Source organism: Demequina iriomotensis (assembly GCF_000971395.1).
GTDB lineage: Bacteria > Actinomycetota > Actinomycetes > Actinomycetales > Demequinaceae > Demequina > Demequina iriomotensis.
Genome location: NZ_BBME01000010.1, coordinates 96,010 through 120,480, shown reverse-complemented (window position 1 = coordinate 120,480; position 24,471 = coordinate 96,010). Strand labels below are relative to the sequence as shown.

Genomic DNA, 24,471 nt, shown 5'->3' with positions numbered 1-24,471 from the left:
CATCGTGCCGTCAGACGCGTCGCAACACCGAGACGACCTTGCCCATGATGCTCGCGTGCGTCCCGTCGATGGGCGTGTACGCCGGGTTGTGAGGCATGAGCCAGACCTGGCCGTCCTTGCGCCGGAAGGTCTTGACGGTCGCCTCGTCGTCGAGCAGCGCGGCGACGATGTCGCCGTTGTCGCAGCTGTTCTGGCGCCGCACCACCACCCAGTCGCCGTCGCAGATGGCGGCGTCGACCATCGAGTCGCCGGAGACCTGGAGCATGAACAGCTCGCCGTCGCCGGTGAGCTGGCGAGGCAGGGCGAACGTGTCCTCGACGCTCTGCTCGGCGAGGATCGGGCCGCCGGCCGCGATCCGTCCGACGAGCGGCACCAGCGAGACGTCGTCGGGCATCCCGGGGGCGACCACGACGGGCGCGGGCGGAGCGGCCACCACGGACGGTGCGGGCTCCTCGCCGGGCAGCACCACCTCGATGGCGCGGGGACGATGCGGGTCGCGCCGGAGGACGCCCTTCTGCTCGAGCGCGGTGAGCTGATGCTTGACCGACGACGGGGAGGTGAGGCCCACCGCGTCGCCGATCTCGCGCATCGACGGCGGATACCCGCGATCGAGCACGGTGGCGCGGATGAAGTCGACCACGGCGCGCTGCCGCGCCGTGAGCCCGGTGGCGGGATCGCGGAGCTCGTGAACGGTGGCGTCCGTGCGCGACACGCGTCCGTCGGATCCGGCCTCGCTCGAGCCCTGGTGCCCCATCACTGCCTCCCGGCGTCCTCGTTGTCAGACCTCGGTGGTCCTCTTGTCTCACGACGCTAGGGCAATGCGAGCGCGAAATCAAACATATGTTCGACCGTGTCTTGTCACCGTCGGACCCGAGTGCTAGAACTAGAACATACGTTCGATAGAACAGGTGTTCGAATCGAGGAGGCAGAGATGAGCATCTACGCACCGCAGAACGCAGAGGCGCGAGCACGCCGTACCCGTACCGGCCGTGTGGCCGGCGTGACGCTGCTGCTCGCAGCGGCAGCGATCTTCGGCCCGCAGGCCTTTGCGTCCGATGCGCCGGCGGAGCCCGTCGCGGTCGACGCCTACACCGTCGCGTCGGGGGAGACGCTGTGGGACATCGCCGCGGCGATCACCCCGGACGGTGACGACGTGCGCGACATGATCGCCCGGATCCAGCACCTCAACTCGATGCCGTCGACCGCGCTCGCCGCGGGCGAGCAGATCTACCTGCCCGTCGAGTAGGGCGGGCCCGGCGCGAGCGGCTGCGGCGATTGGGAGAGGGGCCGTGTTCGTGGCAGAGTGAACGCATGCACTGCCCGTTCTGCCGCAACGGCGATTCCCGCGTCATCGACTCGCGTACCTCGGACGACGGCTCGTCGATCCGCCGGCGCCGCGAGTGCCCCGCGTGCGGCAAGCGTTTCACCACCGTCGAGACGGCCAGCCTGTCGGTTCTCAAGCGCAACGGAGTGACCGAGTCGTTCAGCCGCGACAAGATCGTGTCGGGCGTCAAGAAGGCGTGCCAGGGGCGCCCCGTGAGCGACGACGACCTCGCGCTCCTCGCCCAGAAGGTCGAGGAGGCGATCCGCGCGAACGGCCAGGCCGAGATCAATGCTCTCGACATCGGCCTGGCCATCCTCACGCCGTTGCGCGATCTGGACGAGATCGCCTACCTGCGCTTCGCCAGCGTCTACCAGGCGTTCGACACCCTCGATGACTTCGAGGCCGCGATCGCCCGCCTGCGCGAGGAGGACGCCGCTAGCGCCCGCTCCTCGGCTTCCGAGGCTTCCGCGTAGAGCTCGAGTCGAACGAGCCCTTCCCGCCCTTCGAGGACTTGCCGTAGGGCTTGCCCGACCGGCCGGAGGACGCGCCGCCGCGGTCACCGCGGTCGTTGGCGTAGCCGCCCTTGCCGTAGCCGCCCTTCGCCGGGCGCTCGTCCCGGCGCGGCGCGCGGTCGTCGAGCTTCGCCTCGCGCTCGGACAGGCCGCGCTCGCGCGCCGACAGGGCTGCCTCGCGCTCGGCGAGGTTCGCCTCCATGCGCGCGAGCCGCTCCTCCATGCGCTGCGTCGCGGCAAGCACGTCGTCCGTGCGTGAGTCGTCGCGACGCGGGCGTGCCTCGCGGTCGTCGCGCCGCGGGCGCTCGTCGCGGTCCCACGTGCGCGCGGGGCGGTCCTCCCAGCGCCGCTCGGGACGCTGGCGGTCGCCGCGACCGGGCCGGTCGCCCCGACCCGGACGCTCGTAGCGTCCGCGTCGCTCGGGACGCTGCGGACGCGGCTCGCGCACAGGCTGCCACGACGGCTCGCGGCCGCCGGTGAGCTCGTCGACCATCGCGAGGGACTCGTCGTCCTCGCCGCGCACCTTGCGGAACGTGACGTCCACGCCGGCGCGCTCCAGCATGCGGTCCGTGGAACGGCGCTGGTGCGGTAGCACGAGCGTGACGACGAGCCCGTCCTCGCCGGCGCGCGCCGTGCGCCCCGAGCGGTGCGTGTAGTCCTTGTGGTCCGCGGGAGGGTCGATCTGCATCACCAGGTCGACGTGGTCGACGTGGATGCCGCGTGCGGCGACGTCGGTGGCCACCAGCACGGGCACGTCGCCCGCGCGGAAGGCGCTGATCGCGAAGTTGCGCTCCGCCTGCGAGCGGTCGCCGTGGATCGCGAGGGCGAGCACGCCGGCCTCCCGCATCTCGTCGGCGATGCGCTCGGTGGCGAGCTTGGTGCGTACGAACACGATGGTGCGGCCCTCGCGCGCCGCGATGCGGGTCGCGATCTGGTACTTCGCGTTCGGCGGGACGTTGAGCACCACGTGGCGCATCGTGGCGGGCTGGTCGTCGCCGTCGGTCACGTCATGCGTGACGGGGGCGTGCATGTACGTCCGGACCAGGCGGTCGACGTCGCCGTCGAGGGTCGCGGAGAAGAGGAGGCGCTGCCCACCCTCGGGCACGCCGGCGAGGATCTCCGTGATCTCGTCCATGAAGCCCATCTCGGCCATGTGGTCGGCCTCGTCCATGACGATGAGCTCGAGCTCCGAGAGGTCGGCGTGACCGTTGCGGACCAGGTCGGCCATGCGGCCCGGGGTCGCGACCACGAGGTGGACGCCGCGCTCGAGCGCCTGGACCTGCTTGGACATCGAGAGTCCGCCGGCGACGAGCTTGAGGGACACGTGCATGGCGTGGGCGTAGGGCTCGAGCGCGTCGGACACCTGCATGCCGAGCTCGCGGGTCGGCACGAGCACGATCGCGCGCGGTCGGCGCTTCGCGGGACGCGGCCCGGCGGCGAGCCGCACGATCGCGGGCAGACCGAAGCCGAGCGTCTTGCCGGAACCGGTGCGGGCCTTGCCCAGCACGTCCTTGCCCGCGAGCGCATCGGCGATGGTCGCCGCCTGGATGGGGAAGGCGGTGACGATGCCGTGGCGTTCGAGCGCCTCGACGAGCGGGTCGGGCAGCCCGAGCTCGGCGAAGGAGACGGCGTCGGTGGGATCGGTGGTGTTTATGAGAGGACTCGCAGACGTACGGTGCCGGGCATGCTCGACAGTGCTCGGATGGCGTCGTCGTCGAGGCCGGATGCGACGTCGGTCACCACGTAGCCGAGCTCGCCGCGCGTGCCGAGGAGCTGGGCGTCGATGTTGACGTTGTGGGCCGCGAAGACCTGGTTGACGGCGGCGAGGACGCCGGGGATGTTCTCGTGCAGGTGGGCGACGCGGTGCGAGCCCTGGACCTGGTCGAGCGAGAGGTTGGGAAGGTTCACGCTGAGCGAAGTGGACGCGTGGAACACGTAGTCGCGCAGACGCGTGGCGACGAAGATGCCGATGTCGCGCTGCGCCTCCTCGGTCGACCCGCCGATGTGGGGGGTGAGGATGACGTTGGGCATGTGCTGGAGGGGCGACTCGAACGGGTCGCCGGTCTTCTTGGGCTCCTCGGGGAACACGTCGATCGCCGCTCCGCCGATCGCGCCGGACTCGAGGCGCGACTTGAGCGACTCGATGTCGACGATGAACCCGCGGGAGAGGTTGAGGAAGAGCGCGCCCTGCTTCATCGCGTCGAACTGCTCGACGCCGAAGAAGCCCTGGTTGCCCTTGCGTCCGTCGACGTGGAGCGTGACGATGTCCGCCTCGCGGAGCAGCGACTCGAGGGTCGGCATCCGCGTGGCGTTGCCGAGCGCGAGCTTCTCCGCGCTGTCGTAGAAGATGACGTTCATGCCGAGCGCCTCGGCGATCACGGACAGCTGCGACCCGATGTTGCCGTAGCCGACGATGCCGAGCGTGCGCCCGCGGATCTCGTGGGCGCCGGCCGCGGACTTCGACCACACGCCCTCGTGGAGGCTCCGGTTGTGGTCGGGGAGGCGACGCGTCAGCGAGATCATCTCGGAGACCGCCATCTCGACGACGGAGCGCGTGTTGGAGAACGGCGCGTTGAACGCCGCGATCCCGTGGCGCGCGGCGGCGGCGAGGTCGATCTGGTTGGTGCCGATCGAGAACGCCCCGACGCCGATGAGATCCGGACACGCCTCGATCACGCGCTCCGTCAGCTGCGTCTTCGAGCGGATGCCGAGGAGCTCGACGCCCTGGAGGGCCTCGATCAGCTCGTCCTCGTCCATCGCGCCGCCGTGGTTCTCCACGGAGATGTCGGCGGCCTCGAGGATCTCGGTGGCCTTGGGGGACAGGTTCTCAAGCAGAAGTGCGCGCACGGGCGCTATCGTCTCGCACTTCGTGGCCTTCTCCAACTCGGGACATGCCTCGGAGGACGCCTGCCGTGTGACGAGGACCACGGCGGACGGTGACGGCCGTCGCGGACGGCCGTGGGAGAGTGGCGTCATGAGGCAGGTGGGCCGGTTCGTCGTCGTCACGGTGGTGGCGGCATCCCTGTTCGCCGCGGGCGCATGGTGGCGCGGGGTGACGTGGTCCGACGTCCGCCACTGGGGTACGCCCCGCAACGCCATCGAGGCGAACGGCGAGACCATCCGCATCCCCCTCGCGCAGGGCGAGGAGCAGCGCCTGCTCCCCGAGGTCACGGTGTCGACCGTGGGCTCGTACGACCTGCTGTTCCGCGAGGGCGGCCCGGACGGCGGCCCGGTGCGGTACGACCCCTGCGTGCCGCTCGCCTACGTCATCTCGCCGCAGGACATGCCCGAAGGCTTCGAGGAGACCGTCCACGCAGCCGTCGCCTCGGTGTCGCAGGCGACGGGGCTCGAGTTCGCCTATGAGGGCTTCACCGACGAGCCGGCGCGCTTCGATCGTGCGCTCGTGCAGCCGCGCTACGGCGACCGCTTCGCGCCGATCGTCATCGGCTTCCAGGCCGAGGCGGACAACCCCGACCTGGCCGGCACGGTGACGGGCCTCGGCGGGTCGAGCGCGGTGCCCGGCGCCTACGGTGACGCGCAGTACCTGCGCGCGGGAGTCGTGATCATCGACTGGGAGGACGTGGCCCGGATCCGTGAGGACGGCGAGGGCGAGGAGCTCGCCCAGGCGGTCGTCGCGCACGAGCTCGGCCACGTGGTGGGCCTCGCCCATGTGGGGGATACGCACGAGCTCATGCACGAGTCCAACCTGCGCCTCATCGACTGGGGTCCGGGCGACCTCGCGGGCCTCGCGCTCGCGGGAGCGGGCGGCTGCGAGCCGCGCTGAACGCGGGCCGTCAGACCGCCAGGCCGTCGGGCAGCGCGCTCGCGTGCACGATCTCGAGCCGCCGGGTCGGTCGCGTGAGCGCGACGTACAGGTCCCCGGGCCGCTCGGCGATCTCGGCAGGCTCGACGACGATCGCGACGTCGAACTCGAGTCCCTTCGACTCGCGGGCGGTGTAGAGCTCGACCGTTCCCGGCAGCCGCGAGCGCAGCGCGCCGTGAAGGCGCGGCGGCGCGATGACCGCGACCAGGCCGCCGTCGCCCTCGGCGAACGCTCGCTCATGCGCGGCCGCGATCCGTGCCGCCGTCCCCACCGCATCGTCCGCGCGCGTCGCCGCCGCGGCATCGTCCAGCTCGCGCGCGGCGCGGAGGTCGCTCACGGGCAGCCGCGCCGCCTTCGCGTAGGCCTGCGCCGCATCGGCCACGGCCGCCGGGATGCGGTAGGAGATGGTGAGCTCGCGCAGCTCCCAGCCGGCCTGGAACAGGGGGTCCATGGTCTCGGGCCACCACCGGGTGCCGGCCACCGCGGTGGTCTGCGCCACGTCGCCCACGATCGTGAACGAGCGCGTCGGGCAGCGGCGCAGCAGCATCCGCCACGCCATGGGGCTCAGCTCCTGCGCCTCGTCGACCACCACGTGCCCGTAGGTCCACGTGCGGTCGCCGCGCGCGCGCTCGGCCACCGACAGGCGCGCGGTGCCGCCCTTCATGCGGGCGGCGAGCGACTCGGCGGTCACCATGCCGCCGTCGCCGAACGTCTCGAGCACGTCCTTGGCGTACTGGATCTCCTCGGCCGAGGGCTCGTCCGACCGGCGGGACCGGCCGCCGGGGAGCTCGCCGAGGAGCTCGGCCGCCTCGTCCAGCAGGGGCACGTCGGCCTCCGTGAACGGGGCGGCGGAGGGGCGCAGCAGGAGGTCGCGCTCGTCCTGCGGCAGCATGCGGGCGGCGTGGTCGAGCAGGTGCGGCTTCGAGAACAGGTCGCGCAGCAGCTGCTCCGGGGCGATCGGCAGCCAGCACAGGTTGAGCGCGATCCGCACGTTGCGGTCGTCACGCACATCGCGCTCGAGCTCGATGCGGTCCTCGTCCGAGTAGACCTCCAGCTGCTCGACCAGCTGACGCGTGAGGCGACCGATCATGTCCTTCGCGAACTGCGCGCGCGCCTGGTTGTGCGGGCGGCCGTCGCGGCGGGCCCGCGCCTGCGCATCCTTGACGTCGCCGCGACGGATCACGACGGTCCGGCCGTCGATGCGGATCTCCTTGTCCGCGCGCGGGACGCGCTGGCGCTCGCGCACCGCGGCCTTGATGATGTCCGCCATGACGGTGCGGCCCTTGACCTCGGCGGAGGCGTCGGGCTCGACCGCCGTGACCGCGACGCCGGGCACCAGGCCGGCGAGGGTGGTGGACACGGCGCCCGTCTCGCCGAGCGACGGCAGCACGTGATCGATGTAGCGCAGGAAGGTCTTCGAGGGCCCGATGAGGAGCACGCCGCGCGACTCGAGCTGCTCGCGGTGGTGGTAGAGGAGGAACGCGGCGCGGTGCAGCGCGACGGCGGTCTTGCCGGAGCCGGGGCCGCCCTGCACCACGAGCGCGCCCGCCATGGGCGCGCGGATGACCGCGTCCTGCTCGGCCTGGATGGTCGCGACGATGTCGCCCATGCGGCCGGTGCGGCGCGCGCCGAGCGCGGCGAGCAGCGCGCCCTCGCCCGCGAGGGCCTCGTCGGCGCCCATCTCGCGCAGCGCGTCGACGTCCAGGACGTCGTCCTCGACGGCGGTGACGCGCCTGCCCAGCGTGGTGAGGTGACGGCGGTTCACCACCTCGCCCGGGTTGGCGGCGGTCGCGGAGTAGAAGGAGCGTGCGGCGGGCGCGCGCCAGTCCGTCAGGAGCGGCACGTGCTCGGCGTCGGACAGGCCGATGCGGCCGACATAGAAGCGTTCGCCGTCGCGCAGGTCGAGGCGACCGAAGCAGAGGCGGTCCTCGACGGCGTCGAGCTGGGCGATGCGGTCCTCGTACAACGTGGCGAACGCGTCGCGCTCCGAGCGGTTCTGCGGGGAGCCAGACGGCCCCTCCTTGCGGATCGCCGCGAGCCGGCCGCCGGCCTCGTCGCGTAGGGCGTCGAGCCGCGAGTAGAGGCCGTCCACGACCTCCTGCTCGGGCGCGAGGCCGCTCCGTTCCGCCGTCAGTCCGCGCTCGTTCGCCATCGGCATACCCTCCACACTCCCTGTGTTGACGTCAGCAGGGCAGTCCCTCATTATCGCGCGTCCGCGGGCATGTCGGAAGCACCTTCGCGCACGAGCGTTTCGCGGAGGGCGAGAAAAGGGTCCGGTGTCGGTGGCGGGTGGAAGGATGGATGATCATGGAACGACCTCTGCTCACGTGGGACCCGGACGGCGTCGAGGCATGGGCCGCGGCCGCGCCCCAGGAGGGCGCCGCGCTGCTCCACTCGCTGCGCGGCTTCATCGACGCCGGCCGCGCCGGCGCGCTCGTCGCGGATCACATCCTCGACGTCGGCGATCCCGTGCGCGTCGCCACCTTCGACATCGACCAGCTGCTCGACTACCGGTCGCGCCGCCCCGAGATGACCTTCTCGGTCAACCAGTGGACCGCGTACGACGAGCCCCACCTCGCGCTCGACCTGGTGCGTGACGTCGAGCAGACGCCCTTCCTTCTGCTCCACGGCTTCGAGCCCGACATCCAGTGGGAGCGGTACATCGCCGCGGTGCGGGACATCGTCCAGCGTCTGGGCGTCGGCCTCACGCTCGGCTCTCACGGGATCCCCATGGCGGTGCCGCACACGCGCGACCTCACGGCGACGATCCACGGCACGGACCCCGACCTCCTGCCCGACACGCCGACGATGTTCGGCACCGTCACCGTGCCGGCCTCCGCCCAGAACCTGCTCGAGTACCGCTTCGGGCAGTGGGGCATCCCCGCGGTCAACGTGGCCGTCCATGTCCCGCACTACCTCGCGCAGTCCTCGTACCCGCAGGCGGCCCAGCGGGCGCTCGAGGGCCTCGAGGACCTGTCAGGTCTGGACCTCGACCCGGGCGCGCTCGACGAGCCCGCGGCGCGCGCGGCCGAGGAGATCGACCGCCAGCTCGCGGAGAGCGAGGAGGTCCAATCCCTGGTCGAGGCGCTCGAGAACCAGTACGACGCCTTCCACGAGGCGAGGGGTCGCGGGCTGCCGCTCGAGGGCGGTCTTCCCTCCGCCGATGAGATCGCGGCGGAGTTCGAGAAGTTCCTGGCTCAAGAGCGAAGGGATCCCCCCACGGCGCCTTGATTTCTGCCACACTGGCCCCGGTTGCAAGAACGTAGTGTGCAAGAACCTGTCTTAGGGGTGGGGACGCGGCATTGCGGCGACGAGGCGCGGCGCGGTGCCGCACCTTCCCGTCACCCGGGCATGAAGGTTAGGAAAGACAGGCATGGCACAGGGCTCTGTGAAGTGGTTCAACGCGGAGAAGGGCTACGGCTTCATCGCGCAGGACGGCGGCGGTGCGGACGTCTTCGTCCACTACTCGGCGATCGAGACCGACGGTTACCGCTCCCTCGAGGAGGCGCAGCGCGTCGAGTTCGAGGTCACCAACGGTCCGAAGGGCCCGCAGGCGGAGCAGGTTCGCCCGCTCTGATCCGACCGGGATCCGTCTCCCGAAGGCCGTCGCCCCGCAACGGGCGGCGGCCTTCGGCGTGGTGGGGACGATGCGCGGTCAGGCGACCGTCGCCCCGGGACGGCACCGCGCGGCGGCCTTCGGCGTGGTGGGGACGATGCGGGGTGCCGCTCCGGTCATCCGGTCCAGTCGGTGGCGACGCCCGTCGGCAACGGGGCCGATGCGGCGTAGCGGCGCAGCGCATCCAGGTCGAGGACGCCGTCGACCGGGCCGGCGAGCACGACGTTGCCGCGACGCCGCCCCTTGAGCACCGCGTGCTCGCCGATCGCCGCCACCGTGCCGAGCACCGCGCGCGCGGCCGCGGCATCCGCGGTGGCGGTGCGGTCGCCCGGGCGCGTGCCGACGTTCGCGAGCGCCAGCCCGCCGGGGCGCAGCACGCGCGCGGCGTGCTCCCACCACTCGGGCGACGCGAGGGCGGCGGGCGTCGCGTCGCCCGCGAAGGCGTCCCTGACCACCAGATCGAGGCTCGCATCGCGGCGCGTCGCGACCGCCTCGAGCCCATCCTGCGCACGGACGCGCAGGCGCGGTGCGCGGGGCAGGTCCCACCACGTGCGCACCAGCTCCGGCAGCGTCGCGTCGATGTCCACCGCGATGTGACCCGAGTCGCGGTACCGGTGCGCGAGGTGTCGCGGGAAGGCGCAGGCTGCGGCGCCCACATGCAGCGCGAGCATGCGCGGCGGAGCGCCCCACGCGTCCACGGCCGCCGCGAGGTGGCGCATGTACTCGAAGGCGAGGTAGGCGGGATCGGGGTCCAGGGGAGAGCTGGGAACTCCGTTGACCCACAGGAACGTTGTCCCATCGGGCTCGTCTCGGAGCTCCGCGACGCCGGTCGCGATGGCGAACTCGACCCCTCGCGGGACCTCCGGGGCGACGCGGGCGGCCTGGCGACGGGACATGGGCCTCACCCTAGACGCTCGTCTGGTACGTGGGACCGGCGACCGATAGACTTGGCACCACGGTGCACCGGAAGGAGGGCGCGATGCCGCTGTCGGAATACGAGCAGCGCGTGCTCGAGCAGCTCGAGAGGGACCTTGGCTCGGATGCCAAGCTCGGCTCGGCGATGGCGCGTGCGTCGCGTCCGCGCGGACGTTATGTGTGGGCGGGTATCGGCGTCCTCGCCGGACTCGGGATCGTGGTGGCGGGAGCCGTCACCCAGCTCGTGATCGTGGGAGTCGCCGGCTTCGCCGTCATGCTCGCCGCCGCCATCTGGGCCCTCACGGCGCCGCGCCCGACGGCAGCGCCGCAGGGCGCCGCTCCGTCCGCCGGCCGCCGCAAGGCGGACAAGGGATTCATGACCCGCATGGAGGAGCGCTTCGAGCGTCGCCGCGAGCAGGGCGACATTTAGTTTCTGCAGTTCCGTGAATGGCGGATCCGCAGCGCTGACGGGACCGCGGCCGAGGCCGCGGTCCCGTCGCATGTCCGGACCGTGACCGCGCCTCAGGCGCGTGAGCGCTCGCGAGCCCGGCGGTCGGTCTCCGTGACCGCGGCCGTGACCGCGGCGACCTGCTCGCGCAGCTCGTCGGCCGAGGCTGCGGACCCGCGCGGCGAGTAGCGGTGGTCCTCCAGGGCCACGCGCAGCGAAGCGAGGGCATCGCGCGCCTCGACGCCCAGCTCGTGGCCCTCGGCGACGATCCACCGCTCCGCCTCCGCCGGCGTGAGCGACTCGTCGCCCGCGCGATCGCCCAGCGTCCGCCGCAGCGCGCGCCACGCCGCCTCGGGATCGCCGATCACCGGCGGACGGGAGCGGAGGCGCCACCAGACGCCCGCACCCGCACCGAGGGACAGGAGGAGGACCGCACCCGCGATCGCCGCCCACTGCGTTCCCGGCTCGCTCTCCACCACAGGCGTCGCGGTCGGCTCGGGGGCGCTCGTCGGCAGCTGCTGCTCGGGTGCGGTGGTGGAGCGCGGGTTCGGCTCCACGATCGAAGGCCCCTGCGGCGTGACCTCGTCGGGAGCGGCGTAGACGGGCCGCGGTCCCGTCTGCTGCGCGGGTGTCGGCTCGAACCGGACCCAGCCGTGGCCGGGGAAGTAGAGCTCGGGCCACGCGTGCGCGTCGCGCCCGCGCACCACGAACCGCTCGCCGTCCTCGACTCCGCCCAGGAATCCCACCGCCATGCGGGCGGGGATGTCCAGCGTCCGCGCCATCATCACCATGGCCGTCGCGAACTGGACGCAGTAACCGCGGCGCTCCTCGAGGAACGTCGACACGGCATCGTCCCCCGACGGGGCGACCTCGGTGTCGTAGGTGAAGCGCGGCCCGCGGAGGTACTCCTGCAGCATGCGCGCGGCCTCGTAGCGGTCGGCCGCGCCGTCGGTCTGCGCCTCGGCGAGCGCGCGGATGCCCGCGATGTCCATGCGTTCGTTGAGCTCGAGGTAGCGGGCGGGGACGGCGCCGTCGCCGCCCGACGCGATGAGACCGTCGGCGCCGCGCAGCCGGTCCTCCGTCGTGTACCCGGCCGCCTGGCGCACGGTGTAGGAGAGCCCTCGCGTGCCCTCGGCGCGGTCGAGCACCACCTCGTCCGTCGAGGGGTCGTAGCGGGACTCGACGCCCGCGACCAGCGACCGCGGTGCGGCGGGGACGGGGATGCGGGTCTCGGCGAGGGAGCCGATGGAGACGCTGACGGTGCCGGGATCCGTCAGGGAGGCATCGGAGACGTCCTCGGGCCACAGGATCCCGTTCGCGGCGAGGGTCTCGCCCTCGGGGTCGCGATCCCAGCGCGTCCCGTCGAAGGTCCCGAACGAGTAGGCGCGCAGCACGTCGACGCGACCGGTCGACGAGGTGTAGGTGAGCACGGGTTCCGAGGACCGGGCGGTGAGGGAGTCCCTCAGGTCGATCTCGAGATCGAGCCGCGAGGACCCTCCGAGCGACGCGGGCAGCGTGAGGCGGGGCATGTCGCCCCATCCGGGCCCGCCGATGACCAGCGGCGCGGCGGCGAGGCCGACGACGAGCGTCGCGGCGATCGCCAGGGCCGCGACCCCCGCGGGCGCGGGCGCCGCTCCCTCGCGTGCCCGCGCGCGCCACGAGCCGTGGTCCGCGCGGCGCGACAGCGTCACCACGGCGAGCCACGCGGCGAGCGCGCCGGCGAGCGCGAGCGTCGGCACGCGCCTCTCGAGGGTGAGTGCCGGCAGCCAGGGGACGAGCAGGAGGAAGCCGGACGATGCCGCGAAGCCCGCACCGACGGCGAGGGCGTCCACCAGCAGCAGCAGGGCCACGGCGGCGGCGGCGATCGCGCATGCGAGCTCCGGGGTCACCACCGCCGGTGCCACGGTGCGCTCGGCGTACGACACCGCCTCGGCCGCGATCGCGCCGATGGCGTCGAGCGTGCCGGGACCGGGGAGCCACCGGATGCCGCCATCCTCCGCCGGCACGTAGGCCACGAGCAGGAGCCAGGCGGCCGCGAGCGCGCCCGTCGCCGTGGGAAGGAAGGGGCGCGAGGTCGCCAGGCGCGTGAGGACGATGACGGCGACCGTCGCCCCGAGGATCGCCGCGACCGGCACGAGCCACGCCCCGAACTCGACCAGGCCGGAGAGCCCCGCGAGCCCCAGGCCGACGGCGATCGCGACCAGCGGGGTGGCGAGCAGACGCCACCGCCCGGCGCTCACACCGGCTCCTCGGAGAGCAGACGCGCCCATGCCTGAGTGAGGGGCTCGGGCTCGAGGGACACGATCGCGCTCCACCCCGCCGCTCGCAGCGCGGCGACCGTGCGGTCCGCGCGAGCGCGCGCGGCGTGGGGAGCGCGCACGAGCGCCCACGCGCGTCCGGAGTCTCCGAGCGGGGCGAGCGCGCGTAGCGCGGTGGGGCCGAGCGGCTCGACGACGGCGACGACCACGTCGTGCCTGTCGCCGGGTACGAGCCCGGCGCTCGCGGCGAGCAGCCGGTCGGCCTCGGCGGCGCTGTCGCTGGGTTCCAGGTCCAGGGTGGCGTCGAGGAGCGTGGCGCGCGCGGACTCCGCGGCGCGCCCGCGCGCCTCCTGCGCGGTGGTCGCCTCGGCGCCGGCGATGAGGCGGACGGGGTGGCCGGCCTCGACCACGGACAGCGCGACCGATGCGGCGGCGGTGATGGCCCACTCGAGCCCGGACGGCGACGCCGGGAGCCCGAGCAGCACCGTCGCGGCGGTCCGGCCCTGCTGCTCCTCGGATCGCACCACCAGGGTGCCGCGACGCGCGGAGGAGGCCCAATGCACACGCCGCAGGTCGTCGCCGTCGCGGTAGTCGCGCAGCGAGACATCGTCGGCGGCGGGGGTGCGCGCACCCGCGTGGGCGCGGTCCGCGATGCCCATGAGCTCGCCCGCGCTCGCGGCCAGGTCGATGACGGCGGGCCACACGGCGACCTGATGCGCCTCGCCGATCGCGCGGTCCGCCCACGCGAGCCCGAACGGGTCGGTCGCGCGTGCGAGCGCAGGGCCGAGCGACCAGCGGCCGCGCCGCACCGGGTCGAGCCGGTACCGCAGCTCGACGCCTCGCGGCCTGCGGGTGATGGAGGCCCGCGTCGCGCCCCCGCCCGTGAGCTCGGCCGCCGCCTGCTCGCGGATCCGCAGGCGCCGCGCGATCCCGCCGCTTGCGGAGACGCGCACGACGACGTCGCCCGGCACCCCCGCCGTGAGGGTCGCGGGCGTGACCTCACGGGTAACGTCGGCGATGCGGGTGCGCGTCGCGAGGACCTGGGCACCGATGATCGCCGCGGCGATCGCGACGGCGGTCACCACGGTCGCGGCGATGAGCACGAGCGGCGCGGAGGCGAAGCCGACCCCGACGATCAGCAGGGCGCCGCCGGCTGCCGCGAGACCGACCCCGCGCGGCAGCACCGCCGTCTCGGCGCCGTCGCGGCGGCGCCCCGTCCTCGGCCTGCCGATCATCCCCGTGCGAGGGCCTCGGGCACCCGCGCCGCGGGCACGGCGACCCGCGAGAGGGCGTCCTCGATCACGGACTCGGCGGTGCGTCCAGCGGCGCGCGCCTGCGCCGACGGGATGACGCGGTGCGCGAGGACCGGCACGGCGAGCGCCTTCACGTCGTCAGGCAGCACATGGTCGCGCCCGGCCATCGCGGCGCGGGCCTTGGCTGCGGACAGCAGCTGGAGCGAGGAGCGCGGCGAGGCGCCGAGGCGCAGGTCCGGCGTCTCCCGCGTCGCCCTCACCACGTCGACCAGGTACTGCTTCACCGCGGTGGCGGCGTAGATCCCACGCACGGTGGCGATCGCGCGCTCGAGGTCGGCGGCGGTGGCGACCGCGCGGACTTCCGCGAGGGGATCGTGACCGTCGTGCGCCTCGAGCATCGCGACCTCGTCGGAGCTCGACGGGTAGCCGACCGCGATGCGGGTCATGAACCGGTCGCGCTGCGCCTCGGGGAGCGGATACGTGCCCTCCATGTCGATCGGGTTCTGCGTCGCGACGACGAGGAAGGGCGCGGGCAGCGGCCGGGTCTCGCCGTCGACCGTGACGGAGCGCTCCTGCATCGACTCCAGCAGGGCCGCCTGGGTCTTCGGCGAGGCACGGTTGATCTCGTCCGCGACGACGATGTTCGCGAAGACCGGCCCGGGCCGGAACTCGAAGCGATGCTCGTCGGTGCGGAAGACGCTCACCCCGGTGACGTCGGACGGGAGCAGGTCGGGCGTGAACTGGATGCGCCCCACCGAGGCGTCCAACGCCCGGCCCAACGCGCGGGCGAGCGTGGTCTTCCCGACCCCGGGGACGTCCTCGAGGAGCAGGTGCCCCTCGGCCAGGACCGTCGCGAGCGTGGCGTCCACCGCATCGTCCAAGCCGGACAGGACGGTGTCGAGCTGCGCGCGTACGCGCTGCGCGAGCCGCGCGACCTCGGCGAGCTGGTCGGCGGTCGGGACGGTCGTCGTCATGGGTTCCCCTCTCCCTTGAACAGAGCCTAGTTGAGTCCACCGGCTCGCGGGTGTGATGATTCCCTCCACTCCGCTCCACATGTTGTACCTGGGATTTCATAGAGATTACGGCAGGTTCTTGCTGCATTTCCGAGATTTGTGGAGGGAAGTGGAGTAAAGTGGGGGACACGGGAGAGACGGGGAGCCGCCGGAGGGGAGGGGCGCATGTCGGAGACCGCGACGCTGGGCCTCGGGCCCACGGGCGTGTTCCTCGGCACGTTCACGCCGCGCCTCGACGACAAGGGGCGGCTGATCCTCCCGGCGAAGTTCCGCGGCCGCCTCGCCTCGGGGCTGGTCGCGACCCGTGGTCTCGACCGCTGCGTGTTCCTCTTCCCGCTGGACGAGTTCGCGCTCATCCACGACCGGCTGCGGCGCGCGCCGCTCGAGAACAAGCAGGCGAGGGACTACCTGCGCAGCTTCCTCGGGCACGCGAGCGACGACATCCCCGACAAGCAGGGCCGGATCCTGCTGTCGCAGCCGCTGCGCCGCTACGCGGGGCTCGAGCGCGAGGTCGCTGTGGTGGGGATTGGCTCGCGCGTCGAGGTGTGGGACGCGGAGAAGTGGGAGCAGTACCTGGAAGCCGGCGAGGACGCGTACGCGGAGACGGCGGCGGAGATCTTCGACGACTTGTAGGAGCGCGTGCCCCGTGGCCTCCTCCCGGATCGCTCTGGCGGACTTCCCCCCGCCAGAGGAGCTCGGAGGGAGACCACGAGGCACGAGCCGGTGGAGGGAAAGGGAGGGATGATGGGCGACGAGCACGAGGCGGCCTCACGGCACATGCCGGTGATGCGCGACCGCTGCGTCGACCTGCTCGCGCCCTCGCTCGACCACGCGGGCGCCGTCGCGATTGACGGCACGCTGGGGATGGGCGGGCACACCGAGGCGATCCTCGAGCGCTGCCCGCAGGCGCGCGTGGTCGGCATCGACCGCGACCCGCAGGCCATCGCCCTCGCCTCGGCACGCCTCGCCCGGTTCGGCGACCGCTTCCTCGCCCACCACGCCGAGTACGACGACATCGCGGGGGCGCTCGCGGTCGCGGGCGTGGACCGCGCGGACGGCATCCTGCTCGACCTGGGCGTGAGCTCGCTCCAGATCGACGATGCGGAGCGTGGGTTCTCCTACGCTCAGGACGCGCCGCTGGACATGCGCATGAACCCCGAGGACCCGGTCACGGCGGCCGATCTGCTCCGCGACCTCGACGAGCGCGAGCTGACCCGCATCCTGCGCGAGTACGGCGAGGAGCGGTTCGCGGCCAAGATCGCGCGATCGATCGTGCGCCGACGCGAGACCGAGCCCTTCGAGCGGTCGGCCCAGCTGGTCGACCTGGTCCGCGCGTGCATTCCCGCCGCGACCCGCACCCAGGGCGGCAACCCCGCGAAGCGCACCTTCCAGGCCCTGCGGATCGCCGTCAACCGCGAGCTCGAGGTGCTCGAGCGCGCGATCCCCGCGGCGATCGAGGGCGTCGGCGTCGGAGGCCGGGTGGTGGTGGAGTCTTACCACTCGCTCGAGGACCGCATCGTCAAGCGGGCGTTTGCGGCCGGCGCCGAGTCCCAGGCGCCCCCCGGGCTGCCCGTGGTGCCGGAGGCCGACCAGCCCTACCTGCGCCTCCTCACCCGCGGAGCGGAGAAGGCCTCGCCCGAGGAGGCCGAGCTGAACCCCCGCGCCAAGCCCGTCCGTCTGCGCGCCGCCGAGCGGCTGCGCCCCACCCCGCCCGAGCGACTGAGGAGGAACGCATGAGCGCCGCGCCCCTGCGCCAGCAGCGACCCGCATCCGCTCCGCGGACCTCTCCGACGGCTCGTCCGAACCTGCGTCCCGTCGCGGCGCCCGAACGCGGCCGGTCGCTCCTGCCGTTCGTGTCGCTGTGCGTCGGCGTGGTGGTGCTCGCGCTCGGCAGCGTGCTGTTCATCAACACGACGATGGCCGAGGGCGCCTACGAGCGTCGCGACCTCAAGATCCAGATCGCCGAGCTCCACGTCGAGCAGCAGGCGCTGCTCGAGACGCTCGACGCGAACGCGGCGCCCGAGAGCCTGGCCGCACGCGCGGGCGCGCTCGGCATGGCGCCCGCATCCGCCCTGGGCTTCGTGTCACTATCGGATGGCATCGTGCTCGAGAACGGGAAGAAGTAGACCGCATGCCCTCCTCCCGCGCTCCGCGTCTCGCGGACCCGCGGCTCCGTCAGCGCATCATCGCGCTGGCGCTGCTCGCGGTCCTCGTGGTCTTCGCCGGTCGGCTCGTCATGGTGCAGGCCGTCAACTCCAAGTCGATCGCCGCGGACGCGCTGTCACAGCGGCTCGTCACCCAGGAGATCACCACGCCGCGTGCCGACATCGTCGACCGCGACGGCGTGGTGCTCGCGACGTCGGTCGAGCGGTACAACGTGGGCGTCAACCAGCAGAAGGTGCTCGAGTTCGTGCGCAGCGAGGACGGCAAGGTGGTCGCTGAGGGGCCCGCCGGAGCCGCGGAGATCCTCGCGCCGATCCTCGACATGGACCCTGACGAGCTCGGCGCGGAGATGGTGGGGGACAGCACGTTCCACTACCTCGTCAAGGACATCTCGCCCGAGACCTGGGAGCTCATCGCGGCGGAGAAGGTCCTCGGGATCGAGCCCGAGAAGGTCGAGAAGCGGCTCTACCCGAACGGCGCGCTCGCGGGCAACGTGGTCGGGTTCATGGGCGGCACCGCCGAGGGCAGCGGCGAGGTGGGCCTCACGGGGGTCGAGGCGGCCTACGAGGACGAGCTGGAGGGCACGCCGGGCGAGCGCACCTACGAGAAGGACAGCTCGGGCGCGTACCTCATCCCCACCGGCGTGCAGGAGGAGACCGCCGCCGTCGCCGGGCAGGACGTGGTGCTCACGCTCGATCGCGACATCCAGTGGTACGCGCAGCAGCGCGCCGCGGAGGCCATGTCGGACACCGGGGCGAGCCAGGCCACCGTGGTGGTGCAGGACACGACCACCGGGGAGATCCTCGCGCTCGTGGACTCCGAGAGCGTCGACCCCAACGACCCGGCCGCGTCGGACTCCGACGATCGTGGCGCACGCTCGGTGTCGACCGTGTTCGAACCGGGCTCGACCGCGAAGGTCATCACCATGGCCGCGGCGATCGAGGAGGGCGTCGCGACGCCGCTGTCGAAGTTCACGGCGCCGTACAAGTACACGACGGCCAACGAACAGACCTTCCAGGACTCGCACGACGAGGGCGTCCAGAAGCTCACCCTCTCCGGCATCCTCGCGGTCTCGTCGAACACGGGAACGGTCCAGGTGGGCGAGCTCCTCACCCCGAAGCAGCGCTGGCAGTACCTCCACAAGTTCGGCTTCGGTCAGACCACCGGGGTCGGGCTGCTCGCGGAGTCGCCGGGCATCCTGCACGACTGGGAGGACTGGGACGGCCGCACCACGTGGGCGGTGACGTTCGGCCAGGGCGTCGCGGTGACCGCGCTCCAGACCACGCAGGTCTACTCGATCATCGCCAACGGCGGCATGAAGATCCAGCCGTCCGTGGTCAAGGGGTTCCAGGACGAGGACGGCACGTTCACTCCCGTCGAGACCGACGAGCCGAGCCGCGTGATCTCGGAGTCCACCGCGACCCAGGTGCTCACGATGCTCGAGGACGTCACGCAGGACGGCGGCACCGGCGTGCTGGCGAAGATCGACGGCTACCGCGTCGCGGGCAAGACCGGAACCGCGCAGGCGACGGGAGCGGACGGCAAGCTCAGCTCCTACGTCGCCTCGTTCGTCGGCATCGCGCCGGCCGACGATCCGCGTATCGTCGTGTCCGTCATCCTGCGCGATCCCAAGACCGAGATCTGGGGCGGTACCACGGCCGCACCCGTCTTCAAGGATGTGGCAACCTTTGCGCTGCAGACGCTGCGCGTGCCGCCGTCCACCACGGAGCCCACGCTCTACCCGACCACCTGGAAGTGAGAATGCCGGACCTTTCGATGCGCCCCGATCGCGTCGCCGGCGCCCTGCTGAGCGCCATCGAGGCGCGCGTGGGCGCCGCGCTCCATGGCGCCGATGTGCGGGTGACGGGCGCGACCGTCGACTCGCGCGCCGTCGAGCCGGGCGACCTGTTCTGCGCCCTGCCGGGCGAGAACGTCCACGGGGTGCGGTTCGCCGCGCAGGCGGTCGAGCGCGGCGCGGCCGCGATCCTTACGGACGCGGACGGGGCCGACGAGGCGCGGGCGACCGGGGTACCGGTGCTCGTGGTCACCCACCCGCGGCGGTCCGCGGCGCTCGCCGCCGCCGAGGTCTACGGCGACCCGTCGCGCGACGTTCCCCTCATCGGGCTCACCGGCACCAACGGCAAGACCACCACGGCGTTCCTCACCGAGGGCGCGCTGCGCGCCGTCCACGCGAAGGTGGGCCTGCTCGGCACGGTCGAGATGCGCATCGGCGACGAGGCCGCGCCCGCGGCCCGCACCACGACCGAGGCGCCGATGCTCCAAGGGCTCCTCGCGCGCATGCGCGAGCAGGGCGTCACCGCGGCGGTGGCCGAGGCGTCGTCGCAGGCCATCGCGCTCGAGCGCGTCACGGCGACTCGCTTCGCCGTGGTGCTCTTCACCAACCTCTCGTACGAGCACCTCGACTTCCACCACACGATGGAGGAGTACTTCGAGGAGAAGGCAAGGATCTTCACGCCGGAGTTCGCCGAGCGCGCCGTGGTGCTCGTCGACGACGAGTGGGGGCGCAGGCTGGTCGACGAGGTCACGGTGCCCGTCGAGACCGTCGCCACGCGCCCCGGCTCCCCGTGGTCGGACTGGAACGCGATCGACGCCGCGCCGACCGAGCGCGGCGGGATGCGGTTCGTGCTCGTGGCGCCCGACCGCTCGCGCCACGACGTCGAGATCCCCCTGCCGGGCCTTATCAACGTGTCCAACGCGACGGGCGCCATCGTCGCCGCGCACGCGCTGGGCGTGCCGCTCGACGCGGCGATCCGCGGCGTCGAGACCGCGCGCCCCGTCCCCGGACGCACCGAGATCGTCACCACGCGCGACGCGTCCACGCCGATGACCGTGGTCGACTACGCCCACACGCCGGACGGGATCGCGAGCGTGCTCGACGCGATGCGCCTCGTCACGCCCGGGCGCCTCATCATCGTCTTCGGGTGCGACGGGCTGCGCGACGACTCGAAGCGGCCGGGCCTCGGCGTCGCCGCGGCCACGCACGCCGACATCGTCATCGTCACGGACGAGAACCCCCGCACCGAGCCGCCCGAGCACATCCGGGCCCGCATCCTCGAAGGGGTCGACGCCGAGCGTCCCGGCCGGACCGACGTCCACGAGATCTTCCCGCGCGCCGCCGCCATCGAGGCGGCCGTGCGGCTGGCGTCGCCCGCGGACACCATCATCGCCACCGGCAAGGGGCACGAGACCACGCAGGAGATCGACGGAGTGCACCACCCGTACACGGATGCCGGGGCGTTCCTCGCCGCGCTCGTCACCATCGCCGAGGAGACGGCGTGAGGCCGGTCAGGGCCCAGTGGATCGCGAACGCCGTCGGCGGCACGCTCGCCGCCGACGTCGACACGCTGGTCCTCGGCGTCGACAAGGACTCGCGCGCGATCCAGCCCGGGTGGCTGTACGTCGCTTTCGTGGGGGAGAGGGTCGACGGACACGACTACGTGCCCCAGGCGGTCGAGGCGGGCGCATCGCTGTGCCTCGTCTCGGAGCCCGTCGACGCGCCGCACGTGCTGGTCGAGGACGTCCAGACCGCGCTCGGGCGGCTCGCGCGCGCCTACCTCGCGCTCCTGCGCGCCGAGGGCGAGATCACGGTGGTGGGCATCACCGGGTCGAACGGCAAGACCACCACCAAGGACCTTCTCGCGCAGGTGCTGCCGGACGTGGTCGCGCCCGTGGGGAGCTTCAACAACGAGATCGGCATGCCGCTCACGGTGCTGCGCGCGGACTCCACCACGCGCCACCTGGTGCTCGAGATGGGCGCCAGCGGCCTCGGCCACATCGCCTATCTCACGTCGATCGCGCCGCTCGACGTGGCCGTGGTGCTCACCGTCGGCACCGCGCACATGGGGGAGTACGCCTCGCCCGACGACGTCGCGGTGGCCAAGAGCGAGATCATCGCCGGGCTCCGGCCAGGCGGCGTCGCCATCCTCAATGCGGACGATGCGCGGGTCACGGCCATGGTGCCGCCCTCGCCGGACCCCGACGGTCCGTTCGTCGCGGGGCCCGCCGTCATCCGCTTCGGCGTGTCCGAGGCGGACAACCAGGCGATCGGCCTGACGAGCGATCGTGGTCGCGCATCGTTCTCGATCGGTGGGCTGCCGCGCCGCACGCTCACACTGGTGGGCGAGCACCACGTCACCAACGCCCTCGCGGCGTTCTCCGTGGCCGTGCAGTGCGGCGTCGATCCCGCAGCCGCGTGGGAGGGCATCGCTGCGGCGAAGCCGCTCTCCGCGCACCGCATGGCGCTCACCGAGCGGCCCGACGGCGTCACCATCATCGACGACGCCTACAACGCCTCGATCGAGTCCGTGCGCGCCGCGCTGCGCGCGCTCAAGATGGTCGCCGAGGGCGGCCGTACGTTTGCGGTGCTCGGCGAGATCCGCGAGCTCGGGGAGGCCTCGGTCGAGATCCACGACAAGATCGGCACCGAGGTGGTGCGGCTGCGGATCGACCGCACGATCATCGTCGGCGCGGGCGCGCGGCCGGCCTACATCGCGGCCGTGCGCGAGGGCTCGTGGGGCGATGAGGCGGCCTACGTCGATACAATCGCCGAGGCACGCACGGTTCTCGAGGAGTCGCTGCGACCGGGGGACACCGTCCTCGTCAAGGCCTCCCACGGCTCCGGGCTGTGGGAGCTCGCGGACCAGCTCGTGGGAGGAGTCGCATGAAGGCGGTCGTCTTCGCGGCGGGCCTCGGCGTGCTGCTCTCGCTGCTCGCGACCCCGGTGCTCATCCGGTACCTCACGCACCGCCAGTTCGGCCAGTTCATCCGCCAGGACGGACCCGCCAGCCACCACGTGAAGCGCGGCACGCCGACGATGGGCGGCGTGGTGATCATCCTGGCCGCCGTGCTCGCGTGGCTCGGAGGCAACCTCCTGGTCGGACGGGCGCCCAGCGCATCGTCCATCCTGGTGGTCTTCCTCATGGTCGGGCTCGGGCTGGTCGGCTTCCTCGACGACGCGATCAAGATCTCGCGCGAGCGCTCGCTCGGCCTCAAGGCGCGGTGGAAGTTCCTGGGCCAGGGCGTGGTGGGCATCAGCTTCGGCGTGCTCGCGCTGCAGTTCCCCAACGAGCAGGGCGTGACGCCGGCCTCGACCGCGATCTCGTTCCTGCGCGACACCAACCTCGACCTCGCGATCTGGGGGACCACGGCGGCCCTGATCCTCTTCGTGCTGTGGTCGAACCTGCTCATCACCGCCTGGTCCAATGCGGTCAACCTCACCGACGGCCTCGACGGCCTCGCGTCCGGCACCGCGGTCATCTTCTTCGCGGCCTACGTGCTCATCGGCGTGTGGCAGATCAACCAGACCTGCGGCGTCTCCGACGCGGGCGGCACCTGCTACGAGGTCCGCGACCCGTGGGATCTCGCGATCCTCGCGGGGGCGATCGCGGGCGCGTGCCTCGGCTTCCTGTGGTGGAACACCAGCCCCGCCAAGATCTTCATGGGCGATACGGGCTCGCTCGCGCTCGGCGGTGCGATCGCGGGCATGACGATGCTCACGCGCACCGAGCTGCTCGGCGTCGTGGTCGGCGGGCTCTTCGTCCTCGAGGTCGCGAGCGCGGTGCTGCAGATCGGCTACTTCAAGATCTCGGGCGGCAAGCGGCTGTTCAAGATGGCGCCGATGCATCATCACTTCGAGCTCATGGGCTGGCACGAGGTCACCATCGTCACGCGGTTCTGGATCATCGCGGCGATGTTCACCGGGCTCGGTGTGGGCATCTTCTACGCGGAGTGGGTGGCATCGCTGTGACGGACCTGACGTCCCTCGAGGGCCGTCGCGTCCTCGTGCTCGGCGTCGGCATCGCCGGCACCGCGGCGGCCGAGGTCACGCGCGAGCTGGGCGGCACCGCGGTCACCGTCGACGCGAACGGCGAGGCCGACCATCGTGACGTGTCCGAGCTCGACCTGGGCTCGTTCGACGTCGTGATGGCGTCGCCGGGGTTCCCGCCTCACTCGGCGGCCGTGCGCGCGTGCGAGGCCGCGGGCCTCGGGATCTGGTCCGAGATGGAGTTCGCGTGGCGCGTGCGCCGCCCGGGGATCCCGTGGGTGATGGTGACCGGCACCAACGGCAAGACCACCACGACGCAGATCGTGGGCGCGATCGCGAAGGCCGGCGGGCTCGACGTCCGCGTGTGCGGCAACATGGGCATCCCCGTCATCCACGCGGCGCGCGAGGAGTCGGACCTGGTCGCGGTCGAGATCGCGAGCCTGCAGCTCCACTTCGCCAGCACCATCTCCCCGCACGCGGCCGTGTGCCTCAATGCGGACGACGACCACACCGACTGGCACGGCAGCCTCGAGGCGTACCGCGCCGACAAGGCGAAGGTGTACCAGCACGTGCAGGTGGCGTGCGTGTATCCCGCCGCCGATGCGCTGGTCGAGGGCATGGTCGCCGAGGCCGAGGTGGTCGAGGGCGCCCGCGCCGTCGGGGTCACGCTCGGCTCGCCGGGTCCGTCCCAGCTCGGCCTCGTCGAGGGGCTGCTGGTGGATCGCGCGTTCGTGCCCGACCGGCACCGGGAGGCCGTGGAGCTCGGCGAGATCGACGACCTCGCGCACCTGGTCGCGGGAGGCGTCCCGCCCTACCTGGTCACCAACGCGCTCGCGGCTGCGGCCCTGTGCCGCGCGGTCGGGGTGCCGGCCGAGGCGGTGCGCGACGGCCTGCGCTCGTTCCGCCTCGATCAGCACCGCAGCGCCTGGGTGCGCGACCTCGACGGCGTCACGTACGTCGACGACTCGAAGGCCACCAACGCGCACGCGGTCCAGGCCGCGTTCGGGGGACGGCGCGAGCGGTCGGTCGTGTGGATCGCGGGCGGGCTCGCGAAGGGTCAGGAGTTCTCCGGGCTGGTCGGCGAGGTCGCGGCACGCGTGCGCGCTGCCGTGCTCATCGGTGTCGACCAGGAGCCCTTGCGCGGGGCGCTTGCGACACACGCGCCCGATATACCCGTCCTGGCCGTGCCGCCGGGGGAGGATGTGATGCAGCGGGCGGTCGACGCGGCCCGCGGGCTGGCGGAGGCGGGGGATACCGTCCTCCTCTCACCCGCATGCGCATCGATGGATCAGTTCCGCAGCTACGCGGACCGAGGAGAGGCGTTCACCAGGGCGGTGGAGGCATTGGACCGCTAGGAGGTG

22 protein-coding genes are annotated in these 24,471 nt (G+C 72.6%); 14 read left to right on the top strand and 8 right to left on the bottom strand.

Annotated features, from left to right (window positions below):
* Positions 1-10 precede the first annotated feature (10 nt).
* Positions 11-754 carry a transcriptional repressor LexA gene (gene lexA / locus AOM09_RS04040; protein ID WP_062384744.1) on the bottom strand — a complete coding sequence of 248 codons (744 nt, stop codon included), beginning with the start codon at positions 752-754 and terminating at the stop codon, positions 11-13.
* 177 nt (positions 755-931) lie between these two features.
* Between lexA and AOM09_RS04035 the strand changes: the two genes are divergently transcribed.
* Positions 932-1,246, top strand: a complete 315-nt coding sequence (locus AOM09_RS04035) for a LysM peptidoglycan-binding domain-containing protein (protein ID WP_062384741.1) — start codon at positions 932-934, stop codon at positions 1,244-1,246.
* 65 nt (positions 1,247-1,311) lie between these two features.
* Positions 1,312-1,797 carry a transcriptional regulator NrdR gene (gene nrdR, locus AOM09_RS04030; protein ID WP_062384738.1) on the top strand — a complete coding sequence of 162 codons (486 nt, stop codon included), beginning with the start codon at positions 1,312-1,314 and terminating at the stop codon, positions 1,795-1,797.
* Here the strand turns inward: nrdR and AOM09_RS04025 are convergent.
* Together AOM09_RS04025 and serA are read right to left on the bottom strand one after the other, a co-directional pair.
* Positions 1,760-3,385, bottom strand: a complete 1,626-nt coding sequence (locus AOM09_RS04025) for a DEAD/DEAH box helicase (RefSeq protein WP_228375068.1) — start codon at positions 3,383-3,385, stop codon at positions 1,760-1,762. The genes nrdR and AOM09_RS04025 overlap by 38 nt on opposite strands.
* 101 nt (positions 3,386-3,486) lie before the next feature.
* Positions 3,487-4,692: a phosphoglycerate dehydrogenase gene (serA, locus tag AOM09_RS04020; RefSeq protein ID WP_062385246.1), complete on the bottom strand. Its 1,206-nt coding sequence runs from the start codon at positions 4,690-4,692 to the stop codon at positions 3,487-3,489.
* 118 nt (positions 4,693-4,810) lie between these two features.
* On the opposite strand from serA, the gene AOM09_RS04015 reads away from it, so the two are divergent.
* A complete protein-coding gene (locus AOM09_RS04015; protein ID WP_156162224.1) occupies positions 4,811-5,620 on the top strand; it encodes a hypothetical protein in 810 nt (269 codons plus the stop codon).
* A 10-nt stretch (positions 5,621-5,630) separates the two neighbouring features.
* Here the strand turns inward: AOM09_RS04015 and AOM09_RS04010 are convergent, their stop codons facing one another.
* The gene (locus AOM09_RS04010; RefSeq protein WP_062385243.1) at positions 5,631-7,811 is read right to left on the bottom strand and encodes a HelD family protein; all 2,181 of its coding nucleotides are present in this window, start codon (positions 7,809-7,811) and stop codon (positions 5,631-5,633) included.
* 155 nt (positions 7,812-7,966) lie between these two features.
* On the opposite strand from AOM09_RS04010, the gene AOM09_RS04005 reads away from it, so the two are divergent.
* Together AOM09_RS04005 and AOM09_RS04000 are read left to right on the top strand one after the other, a co-directional pair.
* The gene (locus tag AOM09_RS04005; protein WP_062385241.1) at positions 7,967-8,890 is read left to right on the top strand and encodes a PAC2 family protein; all 924 of its coding nucleotides are present in this window, start codon (positions 7,967-7,969) and stop codon (positions 8,888-8,890) included.
* A 142-nt stretch (positions 8,891-9,032) separates the two neighbouring features.
* The gene (locus tag AOM09_RS04000; RefSeq protein WP_042214354.1) at positions 9,033-9,236 is read left to right on the top strand and encodes a cold-shock protein; all 204 of its coding nucleotides are present in this window, start codon (positions 9,033-9,035) and stop codon (positions 9,234-9,236) included.
* 155 nt (positions 9,237-9,391) lie between these two features.
* Here AOM09_RS04000 and AOM09_RS03995 read toward each other — a convergent pair whose 3' ends face one another.
* On the bottom strand, positions 9,392-10,171 hold the full coding sequence (locus AOM09_RS03995) for a spermidine synthase (protein ID WP_062384729.1): 780 nt from the start codon (positions 10,169-10,171) through the stop codon (positions 9,392-9,394).
* 83 nt (positions 10,172-10,254) lie between these two features.
* Between AOM09_RS03995 and AOM09_RS03990 the strand changes: the two genes are divergently transcribed.
* Positions 10,255-10,620: an SCO2097 family morphological protein gene (locus tag AOM09_RS03990; protein WP_062384727.1), complete on the top strand. Its 366-nt coding sequence runs from the start codon at positions 10,255-10,257 to the stop codon at positions 10,618-10,620.
* Positions 10,621-10,712: 92 nt separating this feature from the next.
* Here AOM09_RS03990 and AOM09_RS03985 read toward each other — a convergent pair whose 3' ends face one another.
* Genes AOM09_RS03985 through AOM09_RS03975 form a run of 3 tightly spaced genes read right to left on the bottom strand, consistent with a single transcriptional unit; the run spans position 10,713 to position 15,123 of the window.
* On the bottom strand, positions 10,713-12,878 hold the full coding sequence (locus AOM09_RS03985; protein ID WP_062384725.1) for a transglutaminase TgpA family protein: 2,166 nt from the start codon (positions 12,876-12,878) through the stop codon (positions 10,713-10,715).
* Positions 12,875-14,131 carry a DUF58 domain-containing protein gene (locus AOM09_RS03980; protein WP_062384723.1) on the bottom strand — a complete coding sequence of 419 codons (1,257 nt, stop codon included), beginning with the start codon at positions 14,129-14,131 and terminating at the stop codon, positions 12,875-12,877. The genes AOM09_RS03985 and AOM09_RS03980 overlap by 4 nt, the downstream gene beginning before the upstream one ends.
* Positions 14,128-15,123 carry an AAA family ATPase gene (locus tag AOM09_RS03975; protein WP_062384721.1) on the bottom strand — a complete coding sequence of 332 codons (996 nt, stop codon included), beginning with the start codon at positions 15,121-15,123 and terminating at the stop codon, positions 14,128-14,130. The genes AOM09_RS03980 and AOM09_RS03975 overlap by 4 nt, the downstream gene beginning before the upstream one ends.
* A gap of 243 nt (positions 15,124-15,366) precedes the next feature.
* On the opposite strand from AOM09_RS03975, the gene mraZ reads away from it, so the two are divergent.
* The 8 genes from mraZ (at position 15,367) to murD (ending at position 24,465) form a co-directional block, all read left to right on the top strand.
* Positions 15,367-15,795 carry a division/cell wall cluster transcriptional repressor MraZ gene (gene mraZ / locus AOM09_RS03970; protein WP_062385238.1) on the top strand — a complete coding sequence of 143 codons (429 nt, stop codon included), beginning with the start codon at positions 15,367-15,369 and terminating at the stop codon, positions 15,793-15,795.
* Between the two features lie 108 nt (positions 15,796-15,903).
* The gene (rsmH, locus tag AOM09_RS03965; protein WP_062384718.1) at positions 15,904-16,899 is read left to right on the top strand and encodes a 16S rRNA (cytosine(1402)-N(4))-methyltransferase RsmH; all 996 of its coding nucleotides are present in this window, start codon (positions 15,904-15,906) and stop codon (positions 16,897-16,899) included.
* Complete coding sequence (gene ftsL / locus AOM09_RS15130) at positions 16,896-17,288, top strand: cell division protein FtsL (protein WP_062384713.1); 393 nt, start codon at positions 16,896-16,898, stop codon at positions 17,286-17,288. The genes rsmH and ftsL overlap by 4 nt, the downstream gene beginning before the upstream one ends.
* 5 nt (positions 17,289-17,293) lie before the next feature.
* On the top strand, positions 17,294-19,084 hold the full coding sequence (locus AOM09_RS03955; protein ID WP_062384709.1) for a peptidoglycan D,D-transpeptidase FtsI family protein: 1,791 nt from the start codon (positions 17,294-17,296) through the stop codon (positions 19,082-19,084).
* A 2-nt stretch (positions 19,085-19,086) separates the two neighbouring features.
* Positions 19,087-20,625, top strand: a complete 1,539-nt coding sequence (locus AOM09_RS03950) for a UDP-N-acetylmuramoyl-L-alanyl-D-glutamate--2,6-diaminopimelate ligase (protein ID WP_062384704.1) — start codon at positions 19,087-19,089, stop codon at positions 20,623-20,625.
* The gene (locus tag AOM09_RS03945; RefSeq protein ID WP_062384701.1) at positions 20,622-22,010 is read left to right on the top strand and encodes a UDP-N-acetylmuramoyl-tripeptide--D-alanyl-D-alanine ligase; all 1,389 of its coding nucleotides are present in this window, start codon (positions 20,622-20,624) and stop codon (positions 22,008-22,010) included. Before AOM09_RS03950 ends, AOM09_RS03945 begins: the two co-directional genes overlap by 4 nt.
* Positions 22,007-23,092, top strand: a complete 1,086-nt coding sequence (mraY, locus tag AOM09_RS03940; RefSeq protein ID WP_062384698.1) for a phospho-N-acetylmuramoyl-pentapeptide-transferase — start codon at positions 22,007-22,009, stop codon at positions 23,090-23,092. The genes AOM09_RS03945 and mraY overlap by 4 nt, the downstream gene beginning before the upstream one ends.
* A complete protein-coding gene (gene murD / locus AOM09_RS03935; RefSeq protein WP_228375053.1) occupies positions 23,089-24,465 on the top strand; it encodes a UDP-N-acetylmuramoyl-L-alanine--D-glutamate ligase in 1,377 nt (458 codons plus the stop codon). Before mraY ends, murD begins: the two co-directional genes overlap by 4 nt.
* Positions 24,466-24,471 lie beyond the last annotated feature (6 nt).

Coding starts and splice junctions, on each gene's coding strand:
- lexA (WP_062384744.1), bottom strand. CDS start 754: ATGGGGCACCAGGGCTCGAGCGAGGCCGGATCCGACGGACGCGTGTCG.
- AOM09_RS04035 (WP_062384741.1), top strand. CDS start 932: ATGAGCATCTACGCACCGCAGAACGCAGAGGCGCGAGCACGCCGTACC.
- nrdR (WP_062384738.1), top strand. CDS start 1,312: ATGCACTGCCCGTTCTGCCGCAACGGCGATTCCCGCGTCATCGACTCG.
- AOM09_RS04015 (WP_156162224.1), top strand. CDS start 4,811: ATGAGGCAGGTGGGCCGGTTCGTCGTCGTCACGGTGGTGGCGGCATCC.
- AOM09_RS04010 (WP_062385243.1), bottom strand. CDS start 7,811: ATGGCGAACGAGCGCGGACTGACGGCGGAACGGAGCGGCCTCGCGCCC.
- AOM09_RS04005 (WP_062385241.1), top strand. CDS start 7,967: ATGGAACGACCTCTGCTCACGTGGGACCCGGACGGCGTCGAGGCATGG.
- AOM09_RS04000 (WP_042214354.1), top strand. CDS start 9,033: ATGGCACAGGGCTCTGTGAAGTGGTTCAACGCGGAGAAGGGCTACGGC.
- AOM09_RS03995 (WP_062384729.1), bottom strand. CDS start 10,171: ATGTCCCGTCGCCAGGCCGCCCGCGTCGCCCCGGAGGTCCCGCGAGGG.
- AOM09_RS03990 (WP_062384727.1), top strand. CDS start 10,255: ATGCCGCTGTCGGAATACGAGCAGCGCGTGCTCGAGCAGCTCGAGAGG.
- AOM09_RS03980 (WP_062384723.1), bottom strand. CDS start 14,131: ATGATCGGCAGGCCGAGGACGGGGCGCCGCCGCGACGGCGCCGAGACG.
- AOM09_RS03975 (WP_062384721.1), bottom strand. CDS start 15,123: ATGACGACGACCGTCCCGACCGCCGACCAGCTCGCCGAGGTCGCGCGG.
- rsmH (WP_062384718.1), top strand. CDS start 15,904: ATGATGGGCGACGAGCACGAGGCGGCCTCACGGCACATGCCGGTGATG.
- ftsL (WP_062384713.1), top strand. CDS start 16,896: ATGAGCGCCGCGCCCCTGCGCCAGCAGCGACCCGCATCCGCTCCGCGG.
- AOM09_RS03955 (WP_062384709.1), top strand. CDS start 17,294: ATGCCCTCCTCCCGCGCTCCGCGTCTCGCGGACCCGCGGCTCCGTCAG.
- AOM09_RS03950 (WP_062384704.1), top strand. CDS start 19,087: ATGCCGGACCTTTCGATGCGCCCCGATCGCGTCGCCGGCGCCCTGCTG.
- mraY (WP_062384698.1), top strand. CDS start 22,007: ATGAAGGCGGTCGTCTTCGCGGCGGGCCTCGGCGTGCTGCTCTCGCTG.